Annotated in this window: 22 protein-coding genes and 1 other annotated feature; all 22 genes read right to left on the minus strand. The window is 31.5% G+C overall.

Features of this window, described 5'->3' with window-relative positions:
• Nucleotides 1-10: 10 nt before the first annotated feature.
• Complete coding sequence (locus tag BK011_04190) at nt 11-655, minus strand: hypothetical protein (protein ID AUD64913.1); 645 nt, start codon at nt 653-655, stop codon at nt 11-13.
• Nucleotides 656-657: 2 nt separating this feature from the next.
• Nucleotides 658-972, minus strand: a complete 315-nt coding sequence (locus BK011_04195; GenBank protein ID AUD64914.1) for a ribosome silencing factor — start codon at nt 970-972, stop codon at nt 658-660.
• On the minus strand, nt 947-1,528 hold the full coding sequence (locus BK011_04200) for a hypothetical protein (GenBank protein AUD64915.1): 582 nt from the start codon (nt 1,526-1,528) through the stop codon (nt 947-949). The genes BK011_04195 and BK011_04200 overlap by 26 nt, the downstream gene beginning before the upstream one ends.
• Complete coding sequence (locus BK011_04205) at nt 1,525-2,550, minus strand: hypothetical protein (protein ID AUD64916.1); 1,026 nt, start codon at nt 2,548-2,550, stop codon at nt 1,525-1,527. Before BK011_04205 ends, BK011_04200 begins: the two co-directional genes overlap by 4 nt.
• Nucleotides 2,528-3,082 (minus strand): hypothetical protein, encoded by a 555-nt coding sequence (locus BK011_04210; GenBank protein AUD64917.1) that lies wholly within the window; start codon nt 3,080-3,082, stop codon nt 2,528-2,530. The genes BK011_04205 and BK011_04210 overlap by 23 nt, the downstream gene beginning before the upstream one ends.
• Nucleotides 3,082-3,591: a transcription elongation factor GreA gene (locus BK011_04215; protein ID AUD64918.1), complete on the minus strand. Its 510-nt coding sequence runs from the start codon at nt 3,589-3,591 to the stop codon at nt 3,082-3,084. Before BK011_04215 ends, BK011_04210 begins: the two co-directional genes overlap by 1 nt.
• A gap of 41 nt (nt 3,592-3,632) precedes the next feature.
• Complete coding sequence (locus BK011_04220) at nt 3,633-4,292, minus strand: hypothetical protein (GenBank protein ID AUD64919.1); 660 nt, start codon at nt 4,290-4,292, stop codon at nt 3,633-3,635.
• Nucleotides 4,289-5,470 (minus strand): protease, encoded by a 1,182-nt coding sequence (locus tag BK011_04225; protein AUD64920.1) that lies wholly within the window; start codon nt 5,468-5,470, stop codon nt 4,289-4,291. The genes BK011_04220 and BK011_04225 overlap by 4 nt, the downstream gene beginning before the upstream one ends.
• 2 nt (nt 5,471-5,472) lie before the next feature.
• Nucleotides 5,473-6,354, minus strand: a complete 882-nt coding sequence (locus BK011_04230; GenBank protein AUD64921.1) for a hypothetical protein — start codon at nt 6,352-6,354, stop codon at nt 5,473-5,475.
• 1 nt (nt 6,355) lies between these two features.
• On the minus strand, nt 6,356-6,913 hold the full coding sequence (locus BK011_04235; protein ID AUD64922.1) for a hypothetical protein: 558 nt from the start codon (nt 6,911-6,913) through the stop codon (nt 6,356-6,358).
• The gene (locus tag BK011_04240; GenBank protein AUD64923.1) at nt 6,913-7,200 is read right to left on the minus strand and encodes a hypothetical protein; all 288 of its coding nucleotides are present in this window, start codon (nt 7,198-7,200) and stop codon (nt 6,913-6,915) included. Before BK011_04240 ends, BK011_04235 begins: the two co-directional genes overlap by 1 nt.
• Nucleotides 7,181-7,603 (minus strand): crossover junction endodeoxyribonuclease RuvA, encoded by a 423-nt coding sequence (locus BK011_04245; protein AUD64924.1) that lies wholly within the window; start codon nt 7,601-7,603, stop codon nt 7,181-7,183. Before BK011_04245 ends, BK011_04240 begins: the two co-directional genes overlap by 20 nt.
• A complete protein-coding gene (locus BK011_04250) occupies nt 7,600-10,179 on the minus strand; it encodes an alanine--tRNA ligase (protein AUD64925.1) in 2,580 nt (859 codons plus the stop codon). The genes BK011_04245 and BK011_04250 overlap by 4 nt, the downstream gene beginning before the upstream one ends.
• A gap of 262 nt (nt 10,180-10,441) precedes the next feature.
• The gene (locus BK011_04255) at nt 10,442-10,888 is read right to left on the minus strand and encodes a hypothetical protein (GenBank protein AUD64926.1); all 447 of its coding nucleotides are present in this window, start codon (nt 10,886-10,888) and stop codon (nt 10,442-10,444) included.
• Nucleotides 10,866-11,717, minus strand: a complete 852-nt coding sequence (locus tag BK011_04260; protein ID AUD64927.1) for a hypothetical protein — start codon at nt 11,715-11,717, stop codon at nt 10,866-10,868. The genes BK011_04255 and BK011_04260 overlap by 23 nt, the downstream gene beginning before the upstream one ends.
• Nucleotides 11,708-12,598 (minus strand): hypothetical protein, encoded by an 891-nt coding sequence (locus BK011_04265; GenBank protein AUD64928.1) that lies wholly within the window; start codon nt 12,596-12,598, stop codon nt 11,708-11,710. Before BK011_04265 ends, BK011_04260 begins: the two co-directional genes overlap by 10 nt.
• A gap of 5 nt (nt 12,599-12,603) precedes the next feature.
• Nucleotides 12,604-13,047: an SsrA-binding protein gene (locus BK011_04270; protein ID AUD64929.1), complete on the minus strand. Its 444-nt coding sequence runs from the start codon at nt 13,045-13,047 to the stop codon at nt 12,604-12,606.
• Between the two features lie 13 nt (nt 13,048-13,060).
• A complete protein-coding gene (locus BK011_04275; protein ID AUD64930.1) occupies nt 13,061-15,064 on the minus strand; it encodes a ribonuclease R in 2,004 nt (667 codons plus the stop codon).
• Nucleotides 15,065-15,175: 111 nt separating this feature from the next.
• Nucleotides 15,176-16,471 (minus strand): phosphopyruvate hydratase, encoded by a 1,296-nt coding sequence (locus tag BK011_04280; protein AUD64931.1) that lies wholly within the window; start codon nt 16,469-16,471, stop codon nt 15,176-15,178.
• Between the two features lie 98 nt (nt 16,472-16,569).
• A complete protein-coding gene (locus BK011_04285; protein AUD64932.1) occupies nt 16,570-17,040 on the minus strand; it encodes a hypothetical protein in 471 nt (156 codons plus the stop codon).
• Between the two features lie 123 nt (nt 17,041-17,163).
• Nucleotides 17,164-17,829, minus strand: a complete 666-nt coding sequence (locus BK011_04290) for a hypothetical protein (protein ID AUD64933.1) — start codon at nt 17,827-17,829, stop codon at nt 17,164-17,166.
• A 37-nt stretch (nt 17,830-17,866) separates the two neighbouring features.
• The gene (locus tag BK011_04295; GenBank protein ID AUD64934.1) at nt 17,867-18,913 is read right to left on the minus strand and encodes a hypothetical protein; all 1,047 of its coding nucleotides are present in this window, start codon (nt 18,911-18,913) and stop codon (nt 17,867-17,869) included.
• 280 nt (nt 18,914-19,193) lie between these two features.
• Nucleotides 19,194-19,307: a binding site (FMN riboswitch), on the minus strand.
• Nucleotides 19,308-19,314 lie beyond the last annotated feature (7 nt).

Here is a 19,314-nt window from a genome sequence, read left to right on the forward strand (position 1 = left end):
AAAAACATCGCTATAAACTAGCGATGATATAGTGTTTTCTTTCATCTGGGCCACTGATGATTTTATAGTTTTTAAAACCAACATCTTCTAATATTTTTGTATAGTAAGATATCGGTCTTATATACTGTGTTAAATGATGATGATAACCATCAAACTTAACTTCGTGTATAAGTCGTTCTTTTGAAGTATTCATTTGCCAATCATAATGGATTGGATCATCTTCTGTCTCATGATATCCATCATAACGTTCTAAAACATCATACCGATAAACATCAAATATAAATATTCCATCTTTATTTAATGCATTTTTGATTTGCATGATGACTTGTTTAACACCCTTAAAATAGTTCATAACATCAAACAAACTGATAACCACATCTACTTTCATGTGCATTGGTCTTCTTAAATCATGATAATAAAGTGGAGCTATTAAATGATTGGACATTAACTTCTCTTGAGCGATTGCTAACATTTCATCATCGATATCAATACCGATTGCATCATACCCGTTTTCAATCAATGCCTTTAAAAGATAGCCAGTACCACATCCAGCATCAATAATCGTACTGTCTTTTTTGATGTATGGTTTGATTAGTAATAATAACGCATCATAGTCAACATCTGACATGAGTAAGTCATAAATCTTGGCGAACATACTTATCTAATTCTTTTGATATCTAAAAGTCTTTGATCAAATCCATAGAATGCTCGGTCATCTTCGCTAAATAAATGAACAATAACTTCATGACAATCGATTAACACCCATGAACCACCTTTACCCTCAATGTGTCTAATTTCATCTGCTTCTAATGCTTTTTTTAAATGATTGATTGCGGCTGAACCTTGTCTTTCATTTGTTGTACAAATAATAAAATAGTCATAGAAAGGTGATGCTTTTTCAAAATCATAAACTTTTAAATCTTTTACCTTTAAGCCTTCTAATGCATCAATAATTTTGTTTAGTTTTTCCACTAGTTACCTCCATATAATATTGATATGCTTCCATTTGTTCTACATTTGGAACAATGTTTTCTTTTATTAAATAATCTATCGTTATTTTCATACAAACACAAACTGCTTGATCGATATCTTTAAGTGCAAGATCATAGATCTCATGAGGATTAAAAAATGTACGATTTGGCTCAGCGTAGTCTGAAATAAAAATAACTTTTTCATATAAATTCATGTTTGACTTTCCCCAAACATGATATCTTATTGGGTTCAATATATCTAGGTCATGTACGTGATATGTTTCTTCTAATAAGGAAGCTGCACTTAAGGCATGATACATGACGGGATATTTTTTATATTTGACGATTTCTGCTTTTGTTAACCATTTGATTTGATCGCTTAAATCATCATATTTCGTATAGTCATGAAATAATGCTGCTATCGCTATTTTTTCTTGATCTAGACTGTAGTGTTTAGCAAGTTTTATTGCTGTTTCATAAACACCAAGGACATGTAATAAACGATTAGGGTGAGTTTTTAGTTTTTCTTCTACCCTTTTTTTGATCAAATCTATCATTTGAATAACGCCTCTGTTAACGTGATATGCATCCCTTTAGGATGTTTAACACTGATTGTGTTAGGTCCATCAATATGTATAAAACCAATGTCTGCAAAAGTGATCTGTGTTTTACCTACAGGTATTTTAAAAGATTTTTCTTCATAAACATCCACATAAATATCAAACATCTCTGATTTTTTATCCAGTAAATCTTTAATGCGATTCATATTCGTTTTATGGATGTTAATATCTTTGTGAAGATATAATACAATTGTTTGATCATCTTGTTTTATCGTTATCGCTATGAGTCCTTCTATAAATAAACTCTGATGTTTCTTCATTTGATAAATCTTTGGATTGATTCTTTGTGTAGGAATCAACTTTTTATACGTTTCATATGGTAAAAATCGATGAATATATCCTTCTTGATAAAGACCTGGCATATCCCAGATGACATGTGATCCTAATTGCTTCATCATCGCCTCTTGTGTAAGCCCTGCTTTAGTAAATGATAACGCATGAGGGTCTTTAGTCAAGGCTTTAAAAATCGTTGTTTTCCCTGAGTTTTGAACACCTATTAAATAAATATTTTTTTCTTTAAAACCCATCATATAATGATGTAGGTTTTCGATATCATAAGGATTTTTAGCAGACATCATAATGATATCGACATATGGAATTCGATTTGATTTTGCCTTGTCAGTAATCCGAGCCAACATTTCATCAAGATTCGTGCTATCTGGTAATAAATCGATTTGATTAATTAAATAAACATACTTTAAATCAGGTTCATAACGATACACAGGATATTCAAATAGCATATCTAAATGCATGACTGAACTTACCATGAATACGACAGCATCTTTATTGAAAGATGGTAGGTCTTCAGGATGAAAGTGTGCTTCCACCTCACCATAATGTAGTAATTTGTAACATGACATACAGTAATCATGGTTTATAGATTTAGCATAACCAACTTTTTTAGAATCTTCGGTTTGAAGTGTTGCGCCACAACCTTTACATTTGGTGATCGCTGACATATTTTTCAAGCCTTTCAATATATAACTTTGGATATTTTTTTTCGATTTTTCTTAACATAAATTTTTCGATTTTGCGATTAAACTGTGTAATCTTTCGATCAGATTTTCTTTTGACACTTCTAATCAAACAAGCTTTAAATCCCATACGGTTTGCACCTAAAATATCAGTCATCAGTTGATCACCAATCACGATGATTTCTTCTTTTTTAGCATGCACCTTCTTAAGTGCTTTTTTAAACCCTATTTTTGTTGGTTTTGCTGAATGGTATACGTAAGGAAATGTTGTTTGACTAAGCGCTTTAGATACACGTTTAAAACCGCTATTTGATAGAACAACAATTTGAAATATTTTACTTAGCTCTAATAAGAAGTTAATTTGTTCATCATTAAGTTCATCTTCATCATAACTAATAATCGTGTTATCTAAGTCAAAAAACAAGGTATTTATCCCTTGCTCTTGTAGTTTCTTATATGGAATTTCTAATATCGATTCATAATAAAAATCTGGTATACATTTTTTATATAGACTCATTAAATAATTTCCAATATTTGAATTTGAAAGATTCTTCCAGTTTCTGTTTTCACATTAACAATGCTTCCGACAACATTTTTATCGTCAGCTTCTTCTTTCTTCTTAGCGAAATCAATTAAAGCTTTACCAATTGCTGATTCAACAGAAATTTTGTTTGCTTTAGGATCAACTTCTAAACTACCTACTAGATGAAATGTTTTTTCTTCTTCTTTTTCTACAAATAAAACTTTAACAGATTTACCGATATCAATTTTATCTACTGAAGATTTTCTTATTAACTTAACATTTTTAATAATGGTTTCAATTTCTTGAATTCTAGCTTCAATACGCGCTTGTTCATTTCTTGCTGCATCATAATCAGCATTTTCTGATAAGTCACCCTGTGCTCTCGCATCTTTTAAAGCTTCTATATTCTCAGGTCTTTTAACTTCTTTTAGGTATTGAAGTTCATTTTTTAACTTATCAACACCTTCTTGAGTTAATTGATATTGTTGTTGTTTTAAAGCCATGATATTCCTCCTTAAATTACTTATTCATTATACATGATTTTTTATATTATTTCCATTTTTTTCAGTGTTTTCTGTATCTTTTTGTGATTTATCATCATTTGGTCTAACACATCATAAAAAGCTTTGGAATGATTAAAGACTTTATGATGTGCATATTCGTGATAAATTACATATTCTAAATACATTGGATCGATGGTTGCTAAAAAAGTATTAAGCGTAATTTCTAAATGTCTACGATGATAAGATCCAAACTTAGATTTTAAGTATTTATACTTATAAGTAAGTTCATGAATTCCAACTTGATGAAGTGTGTTTAAAATTTGTGGTCTTAGATATTCAACCATCATTTTGATTTCTTTTTTGTAAATCGCTTTTTTTGCTTCAATGGTATTTAATTTTGGATACTTGCAATAAACATGATTTCCATCAATTTCATACTCAAATTTTCCAGGTTCAAGATGAAACTGATATGTTTGTTGCCATAATCTAATCTCATGATCTTTGATGACTTGTTTTTTGGATAGTTTTTGATATAAATCATCAAATCTTTCGTTTAACAAGTTTAGAATAAGATGCTCTTTGATTTTAGAGTTAGTAGATATGTGAATATAATCGTCTTTAACGCGAACATAAGTGTGCTTAATCTTTTTTCTTTCGATATGATACTTAATGGATTTTCCATTTTTTTCTAAAATATTCATACAATTTTTCTGATCATTGCGTATGGTTCAACAGCTTCTGGAACATGTAATTTTAAGATTTGTTTTGGATGTCTTGCAACATCTAGAGCTTCACCTTTTTCATCAAAGAGATCACTTACTTTACATGTGAATCTTTTCCCACTTGGATTAAACACTTCAATTTCCGATCCTATTTTAAAATAGTTTCTTTGTTCAATCGTCGCAATCTTTGTTTCAGGTTCATAATCAACACCAAGTCCGATAAATAACTGCGAAGGTTTTTCACTTCTTTGATGATAAAGCTGTTGTTCAACACCAGGAAGTCCTTCTAAATATCCATGTGATGCCAATCTGTTTTCTGCTTTAGTGAGTTCCTCGTAATAAGGGGCAAAATCAGGGATTTCTTTATCTTTTAAATATGTATCAATCAAACTACGATATGTTGAAACAACAGTTGCAATATAATGTAGAGATTTCATGCGCCCTTCAATTTTTAGTGATTTTACATTGGCATCAATTAAAAATGGAATATGTTCTAAAGCTTCTAAATCCTTACTTGACATTGAAAATGTCTTATCAGAAACAGGATTTCCATCTTCAACAAGGTCATAGTTCCATCTGCATGAATGCGCACATCCACCGCGATTTGCATCTCTTCCAGTCATATTATCGGATAAACTACATCTACCTGAAAAACTCATACACATACCTCCATGAATAAACACTTCGATATCAGCTTTAGTTTTTTCAGTTAAATCTTTTATTTGATGTTTATCAAGTTCTCTAGCAAGAACTACTCTTTTAACGCCTTTATCATACCAATAGTTAACTGTATGCGTATTATAAGCTGATTGTTGTGTCGATAAATGGACTTCAAGGTTTGTATGATTTAATGCTTGGTCGATGATATAAGGTGATGCTGATATAATCGCATCCACCTTAGCTTCTTCTAATGCCTTTAAGTATTCTAAAACACCCTTTAAATCTTCATTATGAGGAATGATGTTTGTTGTAATGTATACTTTTTTCCCTCTTTCGTGTGCAAATGTACATGCTTCTTTAATATCATCAATCGTAAAATTTGATGCTCTTGCTCTTAAAGAAAAGTTTTGTCCACCAATGAAAACTGCATCTGCACCATACATCAAGGCAATCTTAAGTTTTTCTAAATCTCCTGCTGGAGCTAATAATTCAATCATATTTAAGACTCCTTTGTCTTATAAATCGTCTTGGTGTTGAAGAATCCTTCATCCCATGATTCGTTATATTGAACTTGTACATCGTTAATGATTTTTTTATCTTTTTGTTTGTTCTTATATAAAGAGCCGATTTGCAAAGCATATTTGTCATCTTTAAAAATAGAATCTATAACTAAGTAATCTACAACTTTTTCTAAATCATCTAAATGATTGAGAGCTGAAAAAACATGAGATCTAAATACATGTGTTCCAGCTTTATCTTCTAATATTGGATAAGGTTCTTCTTTTCTTTGTTCTTCAATAATCTTTAAATTTTGTTTGTTATGGTAAATATTATCTTGTTCTGAAAAGTCCATAAAATTATGAATCAATTGTCGTTTAGAGTAAAACATATTTAAGTGCCCGTGTCCAACCATAAAGAGTTTAATCGCTTTTGTTTTTCCGATCTCTAATACATCATCAAGCGTTATTTCTTTAGCAACAAACGAACCTAAAATCCCTTCTTTAGCTAAAAAATTAAAGTCATATGAGTTTGTTAATAGTGTTTCTGGATGGTATATTGCTTTATCCGCTAAATTTTTAGATTTAAGAAGCATGATAGCACCCAAATCACCAACAATGATGCCTGTAAGATGGTTAACGTCAATACGATCAATGAACATACCTAATGCTTCAATCAAGTTGTCATCTAGCATTTGATTTGCTTGCAAAAAGATCTCCTTATGCTTTTTTTTAGCATAATCAATGGCTACATTGATTTCATCAATAGAAAAACTATTTGTAAGTCTAGCGCCAAATTGATCGTTTCCAATGATAAAACCATCGAAATTTGAAATCAAATCTTCCATGTGTTTAATATCATATAAAGTTGTTAATAATTTCATGTTAATCAGCTCTTTTCGTAATACTCATCCCATCACCAACATCATAAAATGTCGTCTCATAATTTGGATGAATTTCTAAATATGTTTTAAATTTTTGAAGTTTCTGAATGAGTTGTCTAGTGCTTCTACTCACTTTTTTAATATCTAAGTGATGAAAACTTAAATTATCACAAACAACTATGCCACCTTCTTTTAAATATGGTGTATACTTTTCAAAAAACTTTTGGTATTGTGCTTTTGCTGCATCGATAAAAATCATATCATAAACACCTAAATCCCCATCAAAAAGAAGTGCATCTTCAGCAATTAACTTGATTTGATCTTTATAAGGTTCAATATGTTTTTTAGCAAGTTCAATCATGTTTCTATCTCTTTCAAAGGTAGTAACTTCACAGCCTTCTAAAGCCATAAAAATAGAACTATACCCAATAGCTGTTCCTATTTCTAGTACTGATTTTACTTGATATTGTTTAATTGTTTTTTTTAAAAACAAAAGCCCATCATCACAAATAATGGGGACATTATGGTCTTTTGCATATTGTTTTAAATCGTTTAGCATTATTCTTCTTCTTCATCCTCTAATTCGTCAAAGAACTTGTCTAATACACCATCAAGCATTTCCCATTCTTCATCTGTTTCGATGTCTTTGAATGTGCCTTCTGATGGGTTATTTTTATCTTCTACATATTCTGCAGCAGAAATTTCATGTGTATCCATAAATTCAAATATCACATAGTTCTTTCCATTGTGCTCATGCGTTAAAATAATTTCGCATACCGTTTCTTTCCCGTCTTCTGAAACTAAAGTTAATTTGTTATCATCCATATTAATGATCTCCTTTGTAATCTAAATAGTTTTGCAGTATCAGTACTGCAGCTAATTCGTCTTTTTTTTGTTTTTGCTTACTTCTACGTTCATTTCCTTTGATCATGGCAGATATCGCAGATTTCGTCGATAATCTTTCATCCCATAATACAATATTAACATCTTTTTTCTCTAAAAGCATTTCTTTGAACGTTTCACTTATTTTACCACGAATGCCAACATCATTGTTCATGTGTTTTGGATAACCTATGATAACATCAGTAATTTGATATTCATCGATAACACCAACAATGATGTTAGCTGCCTCGTTATAATCATCTTCTTTAAATCTATATGTCGTTAAACTATGTGCGATAATACCAGATTCACTCATGGATAACCCTAAAGTTTTACTTCCTAAATCAATACCTAAATATTTTTTCATAGCATCTCTTTTACTTTTTTAATCATCTCATCAACTTGATCAAGTTCTTGGGTTCCACCTTGAGCCATTTGTCCTCGTCCACCACCAGAACCATTGGTAAGTTTTGTAGCCTCTTTAATGATAACATTTGCGTTATCCAAGTTAGATTTACAGATAAATGTTGCCTTTTCAGGTGTTATATTGATCATTAATAGTACTTCAGCTTTTATTTTATCAAATAACGCATCAGTGAGTTGTTTTAATACTTTAGAATCAACATCATGTGTCACAATGACCTGACGTTTATCATTTGGATCTTTGATAAATGCATCTAAATTTGATAATACATCTTGTTGTTTTTTGAGTTGAAGTTCTTTTTCAAGGTTTTTTGCAAATAGTTTTAAGTCTTCAATGTAACCACGATAGTTGATAATATCTTGATAACTTCCTAGTATTTCAGGTCTTTGTGGCAAGAGAACTTTTTCATCTAATTTATTGATTTTTTCTTCAATTAAATGAATCTCGTTAAATAAGTTTTCCATAAAGGATTTAACTTGTGATTTAAGCTCAACACCTGTAACACCTTCCATACGGTATATCCCAGAACCAATAGATTCATATGAACAAATTGCAAAATCAATGATCTCTTTTGTGTTAGAAACGTGCGTTCCACCACATAACTCTTTGCTCCAGTCCATATCAACCACACGAACGATATCACCATATTTTTCACCAAATAGAGCCATTGCTCCTATTTTTCTAGCTTCATCTATAGGCATTTCTCTAATGACAACATCTAGCGGTTTTTCGATGATATAATGTTTAACTAGTTTTTCAATCTCAAGAATTTTCTCATCAGATTCAGATTCAAAATGATTAAAGTCAAATCTCCAGCTTTTTGGTGATACTTGCGAGCCTTGTTGGTTTGCATGTTTCCCAAAAATCTCTTTGATCGCTTGATGGAATAAATGTGCTGCACTATGATTTCTAATCGTTTTTAAACGTTTTTTTGCATCAACGATTGCGAGCACTTCATCGCCTTCTTCAAACTCTCCTTCAACTTTGTGTAAGAACTGTCCATGAGGAAGTTTCATGACATCAATCACTTGATATCCATTAATCGTACCTTCATCATGAACTTGTCCACCAGAAGTCGCATAAAATGGTGTTTGATCAAGTACAATACCTTCTTCAAATACTTTAATCACTTTTGATTCAGATTGTAAATAATCATATCCTATAAATTTTGATTTTTCAGTAAATTTCAAATAAGCTTCTTCTTGAGCTTTCATCGATCCCGATTTGCCTCTAGCTTGTCTAGAACGTTCTTTTTGCATCATTAAAGCCTTTTTAAAGCCTTCAATATCAATGACAACTCCATGTTCTTCTGCATATTCTAAAGTCAGCTCAATAGGGAACCCGTAAGTATCATAGAGTTTGAATGCTGTTTCGCCTGAAATCTCTTTACCCTCTTTTTCAATTGCTTCCATTAAGTGTTTTTCACCATCACTAATGGTTTCTAAGAATTTTTCTTCTTCTTTTAAAATCAATTTTTTAACGATGTCTTGTGTTTCATATAACCCTTCATAAAAAACACCCATCATAGAGACAACATCATCAACTAGTTCATATAAGAATGGTTTTGTTAATCCAAGTTTTCTTCCGTACTTCACAGCTCTTCTAAGCAATCGTCTAAGCACATAACCTCTACCTTCATTAGATAACATCGCACCATCGCTAATCGCAAATACCAATGCTTTAATGTGATCTGCGATCACTTTAAAAGCCATTTGGCCATTGTATTTCACGTTTGATAATATTTCGATATGTTTAATCACTGGAAAAAACAAGTCTGTTTCAAAGTTTGTTTCTGTTTGTTGGATGACACATGCAAATCTTTCTAGTCCTGCACCTGTATCGATGTTTTTACTTGGTAACTCTTTATAGTTTTGTCTTTCAATACCTTCTTTTGCGTTAAATTGTGAAAACACTATGTTCCAAATTTCTATATATCTTTCATTTTCGATATCTTCTTCAATCAGTTCAACGCCTCTTTGATCATATGAAGGACCACGATCATAATAGATTTCCGTATCGGGACCACAAGGACCAGATCCAATTTCCCAAAAATTATCTGCTCTAGGAATCAAATGAGAAGGTTCTATACCAAGAGATAACCATATATTTCTTGCATCTTCATCTTCTGGATAATATGTGATATAGAGTTTATCTTGTTCAAATCCAAACCATTTTGGATCTGTCAATAACTCAAACCCCCATTTAATCGCATCTTCTTTGAAATAATCACCAATAGAAAAATTACCAAGCATCTCAAAAAATGTATGGTGTCTTGCGGTCTTACCAACATTATCAATATCATTGGTTCTAATACATTTTTGAACATTGGTCAATCTTGGATTGGTTGGTTTTTCTGAACCATCAAAATACTTTTTAAGTGGGGCTACCCCAGCATTAATCCAAAGTAGTGTTGGATCGTTTTGTGGAACAAGTGAGGCTGATTGTTCAACCTTGTGTCCTTTAGATTCAAAAAAGTTTAACCAAGTCTCTCTAATCTCTTTTGCAGTCATGTAATTCATAAATATCCTCCTAAAAATAAATAAAAACGCCCATAGATTTCTCTAAGGACGTAAAATTACGCGGTACCACCTTAGTTCTAGATTAATATCTAGCCCTCATAAGTCGTTACGGCCGACATACCTATGCTCCCAAATAGCTTCATAAGGTTTCTTCTTCGTTTTCACCAAACACGAAGTCTCTAATAAAGAAATGACTTATTACTCGTTTTGTTCATCGCGTATTTATATTATCATAATTTAATTTTTTTTACAATATATATAGTTATTTATTATTACAAAGCATCTCTATATGAAGAATGCCTTCTTCAATATAAGGATCAGTCACTGTTTTAAAACCTAGCATTTTATAATAATCTTCGAGATATGCTTGAGCAGATATTCTAATGGCTTCACCTTTAAGATCTTTTTTTACTTCTTCTATAAGGAGCGTTGCCAATCCTTTTTTTCTATAGTTAGCATCTGTGACGACTCTTCCCATGGAGTACTCCTCATATTTCAATCCTTTAGGGATGAGTCTTAAGTAAGATATGATTTTACCTTCTTTATTTTTAACAAAGTAATGCATACATTTTTGATCTTTATAATCCGTATCGACATAAATGATCTTTTGTTCCATCATAAAGACAGTATATCTTAAATCTAAGATATCGTATAACTCTTCATTTGATAATTCATCAAACGATTTTTTAATGATTGTTTTTAAAGACATATTTGAACATATAAGGTGCACCAAGTGCAGCCCATCCTCCAATCATTAAGTATCTTATGAAATCAAAGATTAAAATGTCTGGAAAAATAAGTTTAAGTCCTTCTTTAATTGCGAGTGCAATGATGATACCTAATAAGACTTTTAATACTTGAGTTATAGGTTTAGCTTCAACACTATACTTGATATATCTTTTTTCTAAAAAGTATCCAAGTGCAAACCCAATAAATCCACCAGCTGCAATATATAAATCATGATTTTGAACAAATATCATAAGTATCAAAAAGAAAGGTATTGCATAAAGCGTATAAATCTCTTCTTTATCATTCATTTTATCAATCAATTTAAACATATAGATTGAGATGATGATACTTAAAAGTAAACCAACAATCACATCAGATAGGTAGTGTTGTGCCAAATACACTCTAGATAATGGAACAACAATCACAATGAAAAGGGCTACCCATTTAAACCAACTCAATTTAGTTTTCTTAGATAAGTCATAAAATGTATACCCTAATACCCCTGCTGCTTGTGAGTGACCACTTGGAAATGAATACCCATGCGTTTCATATCCAAATGGTGGTTCTATACCATCAACTGTATAAGGTCTTGGTCTTTGGATTAACTCTTTTAATCCAGTATTGATGATTGCGCTTGCCATAAAAGTTAAAGCAAACTTATGCGCATATTTCTTATCAAACGTCCAGTACAATACAGCAGCAACCAATATAAATGCATATTGATCCCCTAAGTTTGTCGTGATATAGAAAAACCAGTCTAATGCTGGATTTCTAATCAATCCCATAAATTCAATAATCCTTAAGTCCATAATGCTTTGACCTCATCTCTTATTGGTTTTTCTGTTTCTTTTGTCATAGAAACATAAGTGAACTCATCTTTTATATGCCATTCGTTTTTGTCATCAAGTATCTTTTCTTCTCTTAATTTTTTAATAAGCGCATATCCCATTTTTTCGCCATATAGTGCTTTTTTCTTAATATCTTCAGTTTTAAAATCTAAGATATCATAAGGAATGAGTTTAAATAAGTAATGGGTTTCAAAATTGACTAGTAAAATTGAATGATTCTTAAACTTTCTTCTACTAAACATACCATCAATGGGTATCGTTAAAATCACTTTACACCCTGCATCAACTAAAGGTTGAATTGGACAATTATCTAAAGTTCCACCATCCACATAAGCTTCATCATCGATCTCTGTTGTCCCAAACAAAATAGGAATGGATGCACTCGCTAAAACTGCCTTTAATGGATCTTTAAAATCATTCAAATAGAAAACTTCTTTTTCCATTCTATGGATTAAAACTTGATCAAGTAGACTACCTTTTTTTAGTTTTGCAGCTGTAGCATATCCATGAATTTTGCTTTCTCTAATTTCACTTAATGTGACCTCTTTTGAAAGCTTTTCAAAGACATCCTGCAAACTAAAAAGACCTTGTTTATCAAACTTAAATTTGTCAAACTTCTTACCATAAATATCTCTGTTTTCAATTTTTTCCCAAGTCTCTAACATGCGTTCATAGCTAAAATTAGCCATGACCATCATGGTATTGATGGCTCCAATGGATGTCCCAGAAACATGTTTAATATCTTTGAGTAATCCTTCTTGTCTAAATGCTTCTAATACACCAATTTGGTAAGATCCTCGTGCTCCCCCACCACCAAGAGCTAATCCAACTTTGACTTTCATTTCATTCACCTGTGCTTTAAGATTTTATCCATGCGCTTTTGCGCATCTTTTTCTTTTAATGTTTGACGTTTATCGTAATCTTTCTTACCTTTGGCAAGACCAATTTCAACTTTTGCTAGTCCTTCTTTTAAATATACTTTTAATGGAATGACTGCATAACCTTGTTCTCTAGTTTTGCCAAAAAGTTTTAAGATTTCATTTTTATGAAGTAATATTTTTCTTGTTCTGGTTTCATCGTGGTTAAACCTATTAGAATAATCATATTTTGAAATATGCATGTTTAAAATAAAGGCTTCTCCATCTTTAAAAGTGACATAACTATCACTTAAGTTAACCTTTCCTTGTCTAATCGATTTAATTTCACTACCCATAAGCTTCATGCCTGCTTCATAGGTTTCTTCGATAAAATAATCGTGTCTGGCTTTTTTATTTTGACTGATAATCTTCATGCCTTAAACCTCTTTATTTCTTTTTGTTTTTCTTTTTATCAACGATGGTAAAGTCCATCTTCTTTTCACTCACATCGACTTTTAAAAGCTCAACTTTAACTTGATCTCCTAGTCGATATTTTTTTCCTCTTCTGCCAATATAAGTCAGTAGTGATTCATTATACATATAATAATCATCTAATTCTCTTAAAGGTACAAATCCTTCAATACCATTTAAGAGTTTTACAAACATACCACTTGGCATCATTTGTGTAATAGTTCCTTTAAAGTAGTTACCCACTTTATCTTCCATAAACTCACAACTCTTAAGTTTAGCAACATCTCTTTCCATTTGTACAGCTTTTCTTTCTTGATCAGAGGTATGTTTAGCAATATCAGGCATCACTGCTTCATAATGATAGATTTGCTTTTTCAAGTCTTTAGCTTCACCTAAAACAAATAAGTGAATGAGTCTATGTAGAACTAAATCTGGATATCTTCTAATTGGTGATGTAAAGTGTGTATAATAAGTTGCACCTAGCCCATAATGGATATCTTTTTGATGTGAATATTTCGCTTTTTGCATCGCTCTAAGTAATAACATATGCACAACATAACTATATGGTGTGTTTAATGTATTTTTAGTAATCATTTGAAGTGGTTCAGGTCTTCCTAATTGTTTCATGTTGACACTAAACCCTAATCTAGAAACCATTTGAAGTGCATTTTTAAGTTTCACAACATCTGGTTTTTCATGGATTCTATAAATTGAAGGTAGATCTGCATGATGCATGTGAAACGCAACTGTTTCATTTGCAATTAACATAAATGATTCAATTAACTCTTCTGCATCATCAGTTGATCTTTCATAAACATCTAAAACTTTTCCTTGTTTATCAACAATAAATCCTAATTCACTACTTTCAAACTCAATTTCACCACGTTTTTTTCGAATTTGTTTTAATTTTAATGATAATTCATTCATGCTTAAAAGCATGTCTTCTATTTCTTTATTTCCAAGTGATTTTCCGTCTTTTAAAAACTGATTGACTTCACTATAAGTCATTCTTCTTTTTGAAGTGATAAAACTCTTTTGAATATCATAATCAATGACTTTTGCGTTCTCATCTAAAGTCATCATACATGATAGTGTAAGTTTTAACTCATCAGGATTTAATGAACATTTATCATTTGAAAGTAAATGCGGTAGCATTGGAATGACTCGATCTGCTAAATAAACACTGGTCGAACGATTATATGCTTCAATATCTAAAAATGATCCATTTCTAACATAATGACTGACATCTGCGATATGAACACCTAGATAATACTTTCCATCTTCATATCTTAAACTAATCGCATCATCTAAGTCTTTAGCATCAGCACCATCAATGGTGATGATTAAATCATTGGTTAAATCAAGTCTTTGTTTTTTCTCTTGCTCAATATCAATAGAAATGTTATCAAGATCATCCATCACATCTTTAGGAAAATGATCTGGCCATTCGTATGCATGAACAATTTTTAATGTATTGATATCTGGATCATTGACATGTCCGATGACCTTTTTGACATGAGAATTAACTGTAAACTTATCAATTGAATCAACCTCTAATAAAACAACATGCCCTTCAACTAATCCAGGATAGTCATCCACAAATAATCTTTTTTCTATAAATTCTTCAGGCTCAAAAAACAACCCTTTTTTATGTTTTCTAACGGTTGCGATTAAAACTTTTAACGCGCGTTCAACGATATAAACTACTTTTGGTTCAATATCATCTTTAACAAGAACGATATCATCGTGCATAGCATCTGATAAATGTTGATACTCAATATAAATATCTTCTAGTTCTTGTCTTAAAAAACCAAATGATTTTTTGCGATCAAGTCTACCAATTAATATATCATGATCAAGCATGATATATGGATCTTCAAAGATAAGATATTGATAATCATTAACATCGACATCTTTAAACGTATCTTTATGTAATTTTCTTGTTTGTTCTTTATAAAACTCTAAATATATATTTTCCATAGTATACCTCGTTAGTATTATATCATATTATCAAATGCATCGCTTTATTACTAAGATAAATATTACAAAAAAACGCATGAAATTCATGCGTTTTCTAGTAAAATCTTTAAATTATTTTTTTAAGTTATAGAAAGAATTTAATCCTCTATATTCTGCAACTACACCAAGTTGATCTTCAATTCTAAGTAATTGGTTATACTTAGCAATTCTATCAGTTCTTGAAGCACTACCAGTCTTAATTTGACCAGCATTAGTTGCAACTGCGATATCAGCAATTGTTGTATCTTCAGTTTCACCTGAACGATGTGATACAACTGCAGTATATCCAGCACGTTTAGCCATTTCGATTGCATCGAAAGTTTCAGTTAAAGTACCGATTTGGTTTACTTTAATTAAAATTGAGTTACCAATTTTTTCTTCAATACCTCTAGCTAATTTTTCAGTGTTAGTTACGAATAAATCATCACCAACTAATTGAATTTTCTTACCTAGTTTTTCAGTTAAATACTTCCAACCTTCCCAATCATTTTCATCTAAACCATCTTCGATTGAAATGATAGGGTATTTAGCGACTAAGTTTTCATAGAAATGAGTTAATTCTTTAGCATCAAACTCTTTTCCACCTTCACCAGCTAATACATATTTCTTAGTTTCTTTGTTATAGAATTCACTTGATGCAACGTCCATACCTAAGAAAATATCTTCACCAGGTTTGAATCCAGCTTTTTCAATAGCTTCCATAATGACTTGTAATGCTTCTTCGTTAGATCCTAAGTTAGGTGCAAATCCACCTTCATCGCCTACGCCAGTGTTGTATCCTTTAGCATTTAAAACTTTCTTTAAGTTGTGGAAAATTTCAGCACCCATACGGATTGCTTCTTTGAAAGTCTTAGCTCCTACTGGAAGAATCATAAATTCTTGGAAGTCAACATTGTTATCAGCATGTGAACCACCATTAATGATGTTCATCATAGGAACTGGTAACTGTTTTGTATTGAAACCACCAAGGTATTGATATAATTCAACACCTAAAAAATCTGCTGCAGCTTTTGCAACTGCCATAGATACACCTAAGATTGCGTTAGCGCCTAATTTACCTTTGTTCTTAGTGCCGTCTAATTCAATCATCATCATGTCGATTGCATTTTGATTTGTTACATCAAAACCAACTAACTCAGGTGCAATGACTTCGTTAACATTCTTAACTGCCTTTTCAACACCTTTTCCTAAATAACGTTTCTTATCTCCGTCTCTTAATTCTACTGCTTCATGCTCACCTGTTGATGCTCCTGATGGAACAATCGCACGTCCAAACGCACCAGAATCAGTGTAAACTTCAACTTCAACAGTTGGATTACCTCTTGAGTCTAATACCTCGCGTGCATAAATATCGCTAATAAATGGCATAATTTCACTCCTTTATATAGTTTTTGCCTGTTTAAATTACCATATCTATTATACACAATTTCATGTGTTAAATAAAGGTATAAACTTTATAAAAACGTTTACTTGCTATACTGAAATGCATAATATATCCCAATAATGAAGAATAAGATTTCTAATAGGTTATTTACCTGTAAAAAAGTTGAACTCAATGGATTTAAAAATTGAAAATAAATGATTGGATTTAAAATTGCTAAAACGGGGACATTAGATAAAGACCCAGTCAATAAATAAAAGATACCCACTCTCGTTGTAATATTTAAAATATAGTAACCTAAAATAAATGCTAATACACTAAGTAAATTATAGATGATATGGTTTTCTTGTATGACTTGTTTAATTCGTCTAGCGGTTAAAAATGCTAAAACAAATAACATTAACCATGTGAGTTCAAAATTAAATAGATAGATCATCAATAATTGTAATGCTCCAATTAAAATACCACCAGTAAAACCCATAAATAAAACTTGTCTAATCACATATATCAAATCATCTTTGTATATTGGTTGTTGAAATTTTTGTTTTAATCCCATGTCACTTCTCCATTAGTTGTTTATTTCTATTTTACCAAACATTGAGACAAAATCTAAATCCATAGGACGACATTGGCAAATTATGTAAAAAAAAGATGATAGGCAGCCCTATCATCTTATACATTATAACTCTAAATATTTAATTCTTGGTTTTAATAATAAGAACACAATCGTTACTACAGAACCTTTAACTAAATTGAATGGAATATATGCAGTTAAAATAAATGCTAAATATGTACCAAATGTATAAAAAGAATCTTCAATAAAACTAAATGCCCAGAAATGCACCTTACCACTTTCAGCCATCGCAATCGGTGGTAATGTTAAAAATAGTGGTGTCGAGAAAAAGAAATTAATTGTTGTTAAGATAACACTTAACGTCACTGCGATTGTTGCAGTATATACAATATATTCTTTTAGCGTAATCTTATTGTGATTCACACCAACTTCAATCATCAATGGTTTTGAATGATCTTTTAAGAATTTCTTAGCTAAATTATACGCAAAGATAATTGAAAAAGATGCAAACATTGCTAAAGCTTCACCAACTAAATCTGCTGGATCAAATCCTCTAAATAATCTTCTAGCTATTGTTCTAATTAAAACAACAAATATTGTTTCTTTGTTACCTAGAACAAGTAACGCAACCAATATTGCCACTTCACTAAAGTCAATCTTTAGAAATGAAAATGGCGGAAACCAAGGAATCTCGATTAACGATAAGATAATCGATACAGCTGCAAGTGATACCACATACAACATCTTTTTTAAGCGCAAGTAATTTGACATTTTTTTAACCTCCTGATTTTTATAAATTAAACTGTGTTCAAGATAAATACTGATATGGCTTAAAAATATCAATAGGCCAATCTCTTTGATGAATATCACTTGATTTGATTGAAACATGGTTTGATATGACATATTTTAATGCCGCATTTAAGTGCTTGTCATACTCCAATTGATACTTTAAATACTTCATGAACCTAAACCACATCAAGTAACCCTCTAAATGTTTCGTAGATACGCCTCTAAATCTTCTAAACCAGGTTTTTAATTCACTATGATAATTATTAATAACTCCTAAACTGTATTCATCTTTGGTGTGTTCACCAGAAGGAATTTGTGTAACTGAACATTCTAATTGATGAGCAATATCAAAATAAGATGATTTACTATCTGATGTGATATGACTACCCGCTTTAACCTTACCTTTAATGGCATCGAAGATATCATCTTTCCACGGATTTCCTTGACCAACGACCTTCGTTAAAACCTGATCATTTTCATCAAGTGCGATAAGAACACAAACATGTTCATTAGAAACACCACGTAAAACGGCGGGTTCACCTTTCTTCTTAGCAGATCTTGGCATTTGTTTACCTTTCCAAGGACCCTTCATGTTAAGAAGAAAATAAGTTTCATCAATCTCTATTTCCCCAGACAGTTTGACAACTTCCTGATAGTCTTTCATCGCTTCGATGACTTTATGACGCCACGCAAAGGCAGTAGTCGTTGAAATCCCAACTTCAGATGCACTCTTTCTTAAAGATAGACCATAGAGCATACATTTGATAAACATCAACCACTGTTCATATGACTTCTTGGAGTAACGAACGATGGAATGATGGGTATCTGAAATAGATCTACTGGTTTGAGGATTGAGATACTTTTGACGACCAGTAGGTGTCTTACCGTTTCTAACATATCCGTTAGGAACTCGACGCTCTCTAAAGATGATTTTATGAAGAGCATTCGCAGCATCATTGATTATCTTTTGATTCAGCTGCATTTTCTTAAGCAGTTCATTATAATCATCAGCACATAAAGTTTGAATGATTGGGTACAATGTTTCTGGTGTTATAGCTTGATTCATGTTTGGTAGACTCCTTAAATGATAAATGTCCTTAAGCAACCAGCTTGAATAGGAACTTTCTTATCGCCAAACAAGAAATAGTGTCCAAGCTGGTTGATTAAAGACATCAACTTAAAAGGTATTCTATTCACTATTCTTGTTTGGCATAATCATTTTACCAAACGTAAGGTTATTATTCAATTATGAGTTATACAAAATCAGTATTTATCTTGAACACAGTTATAAATTAAATAAAAAATCGCCAAATTACTTCGGCGACAAAAGAGACATCAAAAAATGACATATTCTTCTTCCATCCAGACTTTACTGTCGGTACTTGAATTTCACAAGTTCAACCCTAAGGCTCGCGGACTTTACCGCCGGTCCCGAATTACACGGTGCCCCGAAGTATTTTATTTTGC

This window comes from Tenericutes bacterium MZ-XQ, assembly GCA_002838205.1.
In the GTDB taxonomy this organism is placed as follows: domain Bacteria; phylum Bacillota_I; class Bacilli_A; order Acholeplasmatales; family Acholeplasmataceae; genus Mariniplasma.

What these genes read in the sequence shown, in the direction of transcription:
- BK011_04190 (AUD64913.1), bottom strand. Translation starts at nt 655, where the DNA reads ATGTTCGCCAAGATTTATGACTTACTCATGTCAGATGTTGACTATGAT.
- BK011_04200 (AUD64915.1), bottom strand. Translation starts at nt 1,528, where the DNA reads ATGATAGATTTGATCAAAAAAAGGGTAGAAGAAAAACTAAAAACTCAC.
- BK011_04205 (AUD64916.1), bottom strand. Translation starts at nt 2,550, where the DNA reads ATGTCAGCGATCACCAAATGTAAAGGTTGTGGCGCAACACTTCAAACC.
- BK011_04210 (AUD64917.1), bottom strand. Translation starts at nt 3,082, where the DNA reads ATGAGTCTATATAAAAAATGTATACCAGATTTTTATTATGAATCGATA.
- BK011_04215 (AUD64918.1), bottom strand. Translation starts at nt 3,591, where the DNA reads ATGGCTTTAAAACAACAACAATATCAATTAACTCAAGAAGGTGTTGAT.
- BK011_04220 (AUD64919.1), bottom strand. Translation starts at nt 4,292, where the DNA reads ATGAATATTTTAGAAAAAAATGGAAAATCCATTAAGTATCATATCGAA.
- BK011_04225 (AUD64920.1), bottom strand. Translation starts at nt 5,470, where the DNA reads ATGATTGAATTATTAGCTCCAGCAGGAGATTTAGAAAAACTTAAGATT.
- BK011_04230 (AUD64921.1), bottom strand. Translation starts at nt 6,354, where the DNA reads ATGAAATTATTAACAACTTTATATGATATTAAACACATGGAAGATTTG.
- BK011_04235 (AUD64922.1), bottom strand. Translation starts at nt 6,913, where the DNA reads ATGCTAAACGATTTAAAACAATATGCAAAAGACCATAATGTCCCCATT.
- BK011_04245 (AUD64924.1), bottom strand. Translation starts at nt 7,603, where the DNA reads ATGAAAAAATATTTAGGTATTGATTTAGGAAGTAAAACTTTAGGGTTA.
- BK011_04250 (AUD64925.1), bottom strand. Translation starts at nt 10,179, where the DNA reads ATGAATTACATGACTGCAAAAGAGATTAGAGAGACTTGGTTAAACTTT.
- BK011_04255 (AUD64926.1), bottom strand. Translation starts at nt 10,888, where the DNA reads ATGTCTTTAAAAACAATCATTAAAAAATCGTTTGATGAATTATCAAAT.
- BK011_04260 (AUD64927.1), bottom strand. Translation starts at nt 11,717, where the DNA reads ATGGACTTAAGGATTATTGAATTTATGGGATTGATTAGAAATCCAGCA.
- BK011_04265 (AUD64928.1), bottom strand. Translation starts at nt 12,598, where the DNA reads ATGAAAGTCAAAGTTGGATTAGCTCTTGGTGGTGGGGGAGCACGAGGA.
- BK011_04270 (AUD64929.1), bottom strand. Translation starts at nt 13,047, where the DNA reads ATGAAGATTATCAGTCAAAATAAAAAAGCCAGACACGATTATTTTATC.
- BK011_04275 (AUD64930.1), bottom strand. Translation starts at nt 15,064, where the DNA reads ATGGAAAATATATATTTAGAGTTTTATAAAGAACAAACAAGAAAATTA.
- BK011_04280 (AUD64931.1), bottom strand. Translation starts at nt 16,471, where the DNA reads ATGCCATTTATTAGCGATATTTATGCACGCGAGGTATTAGACTCAAGA.
- BK011_04285 (AUD64932.1), bottom strand. Translation starts at nt 17,040, where the DNA reads ATGGGATTAAAACAAAAATTTCAACAACCAATATACAAAGATGATTTG.
- BK011_04290 (AUD64933.1), bottom strand. Translation starts at nt 17,829, where the DNA reads ATGTCAAATTACTTGCGCTTAAAAAAGATGTTGTATGTGGTATCACTT.
- BK011_04295 (AUD64934.1), bottom strand. Translation starts at nt 18,913, where the DNA reads ATGAATCAAGCTATAACACCAGAAACATTGTACCCAATCATTCAAACT.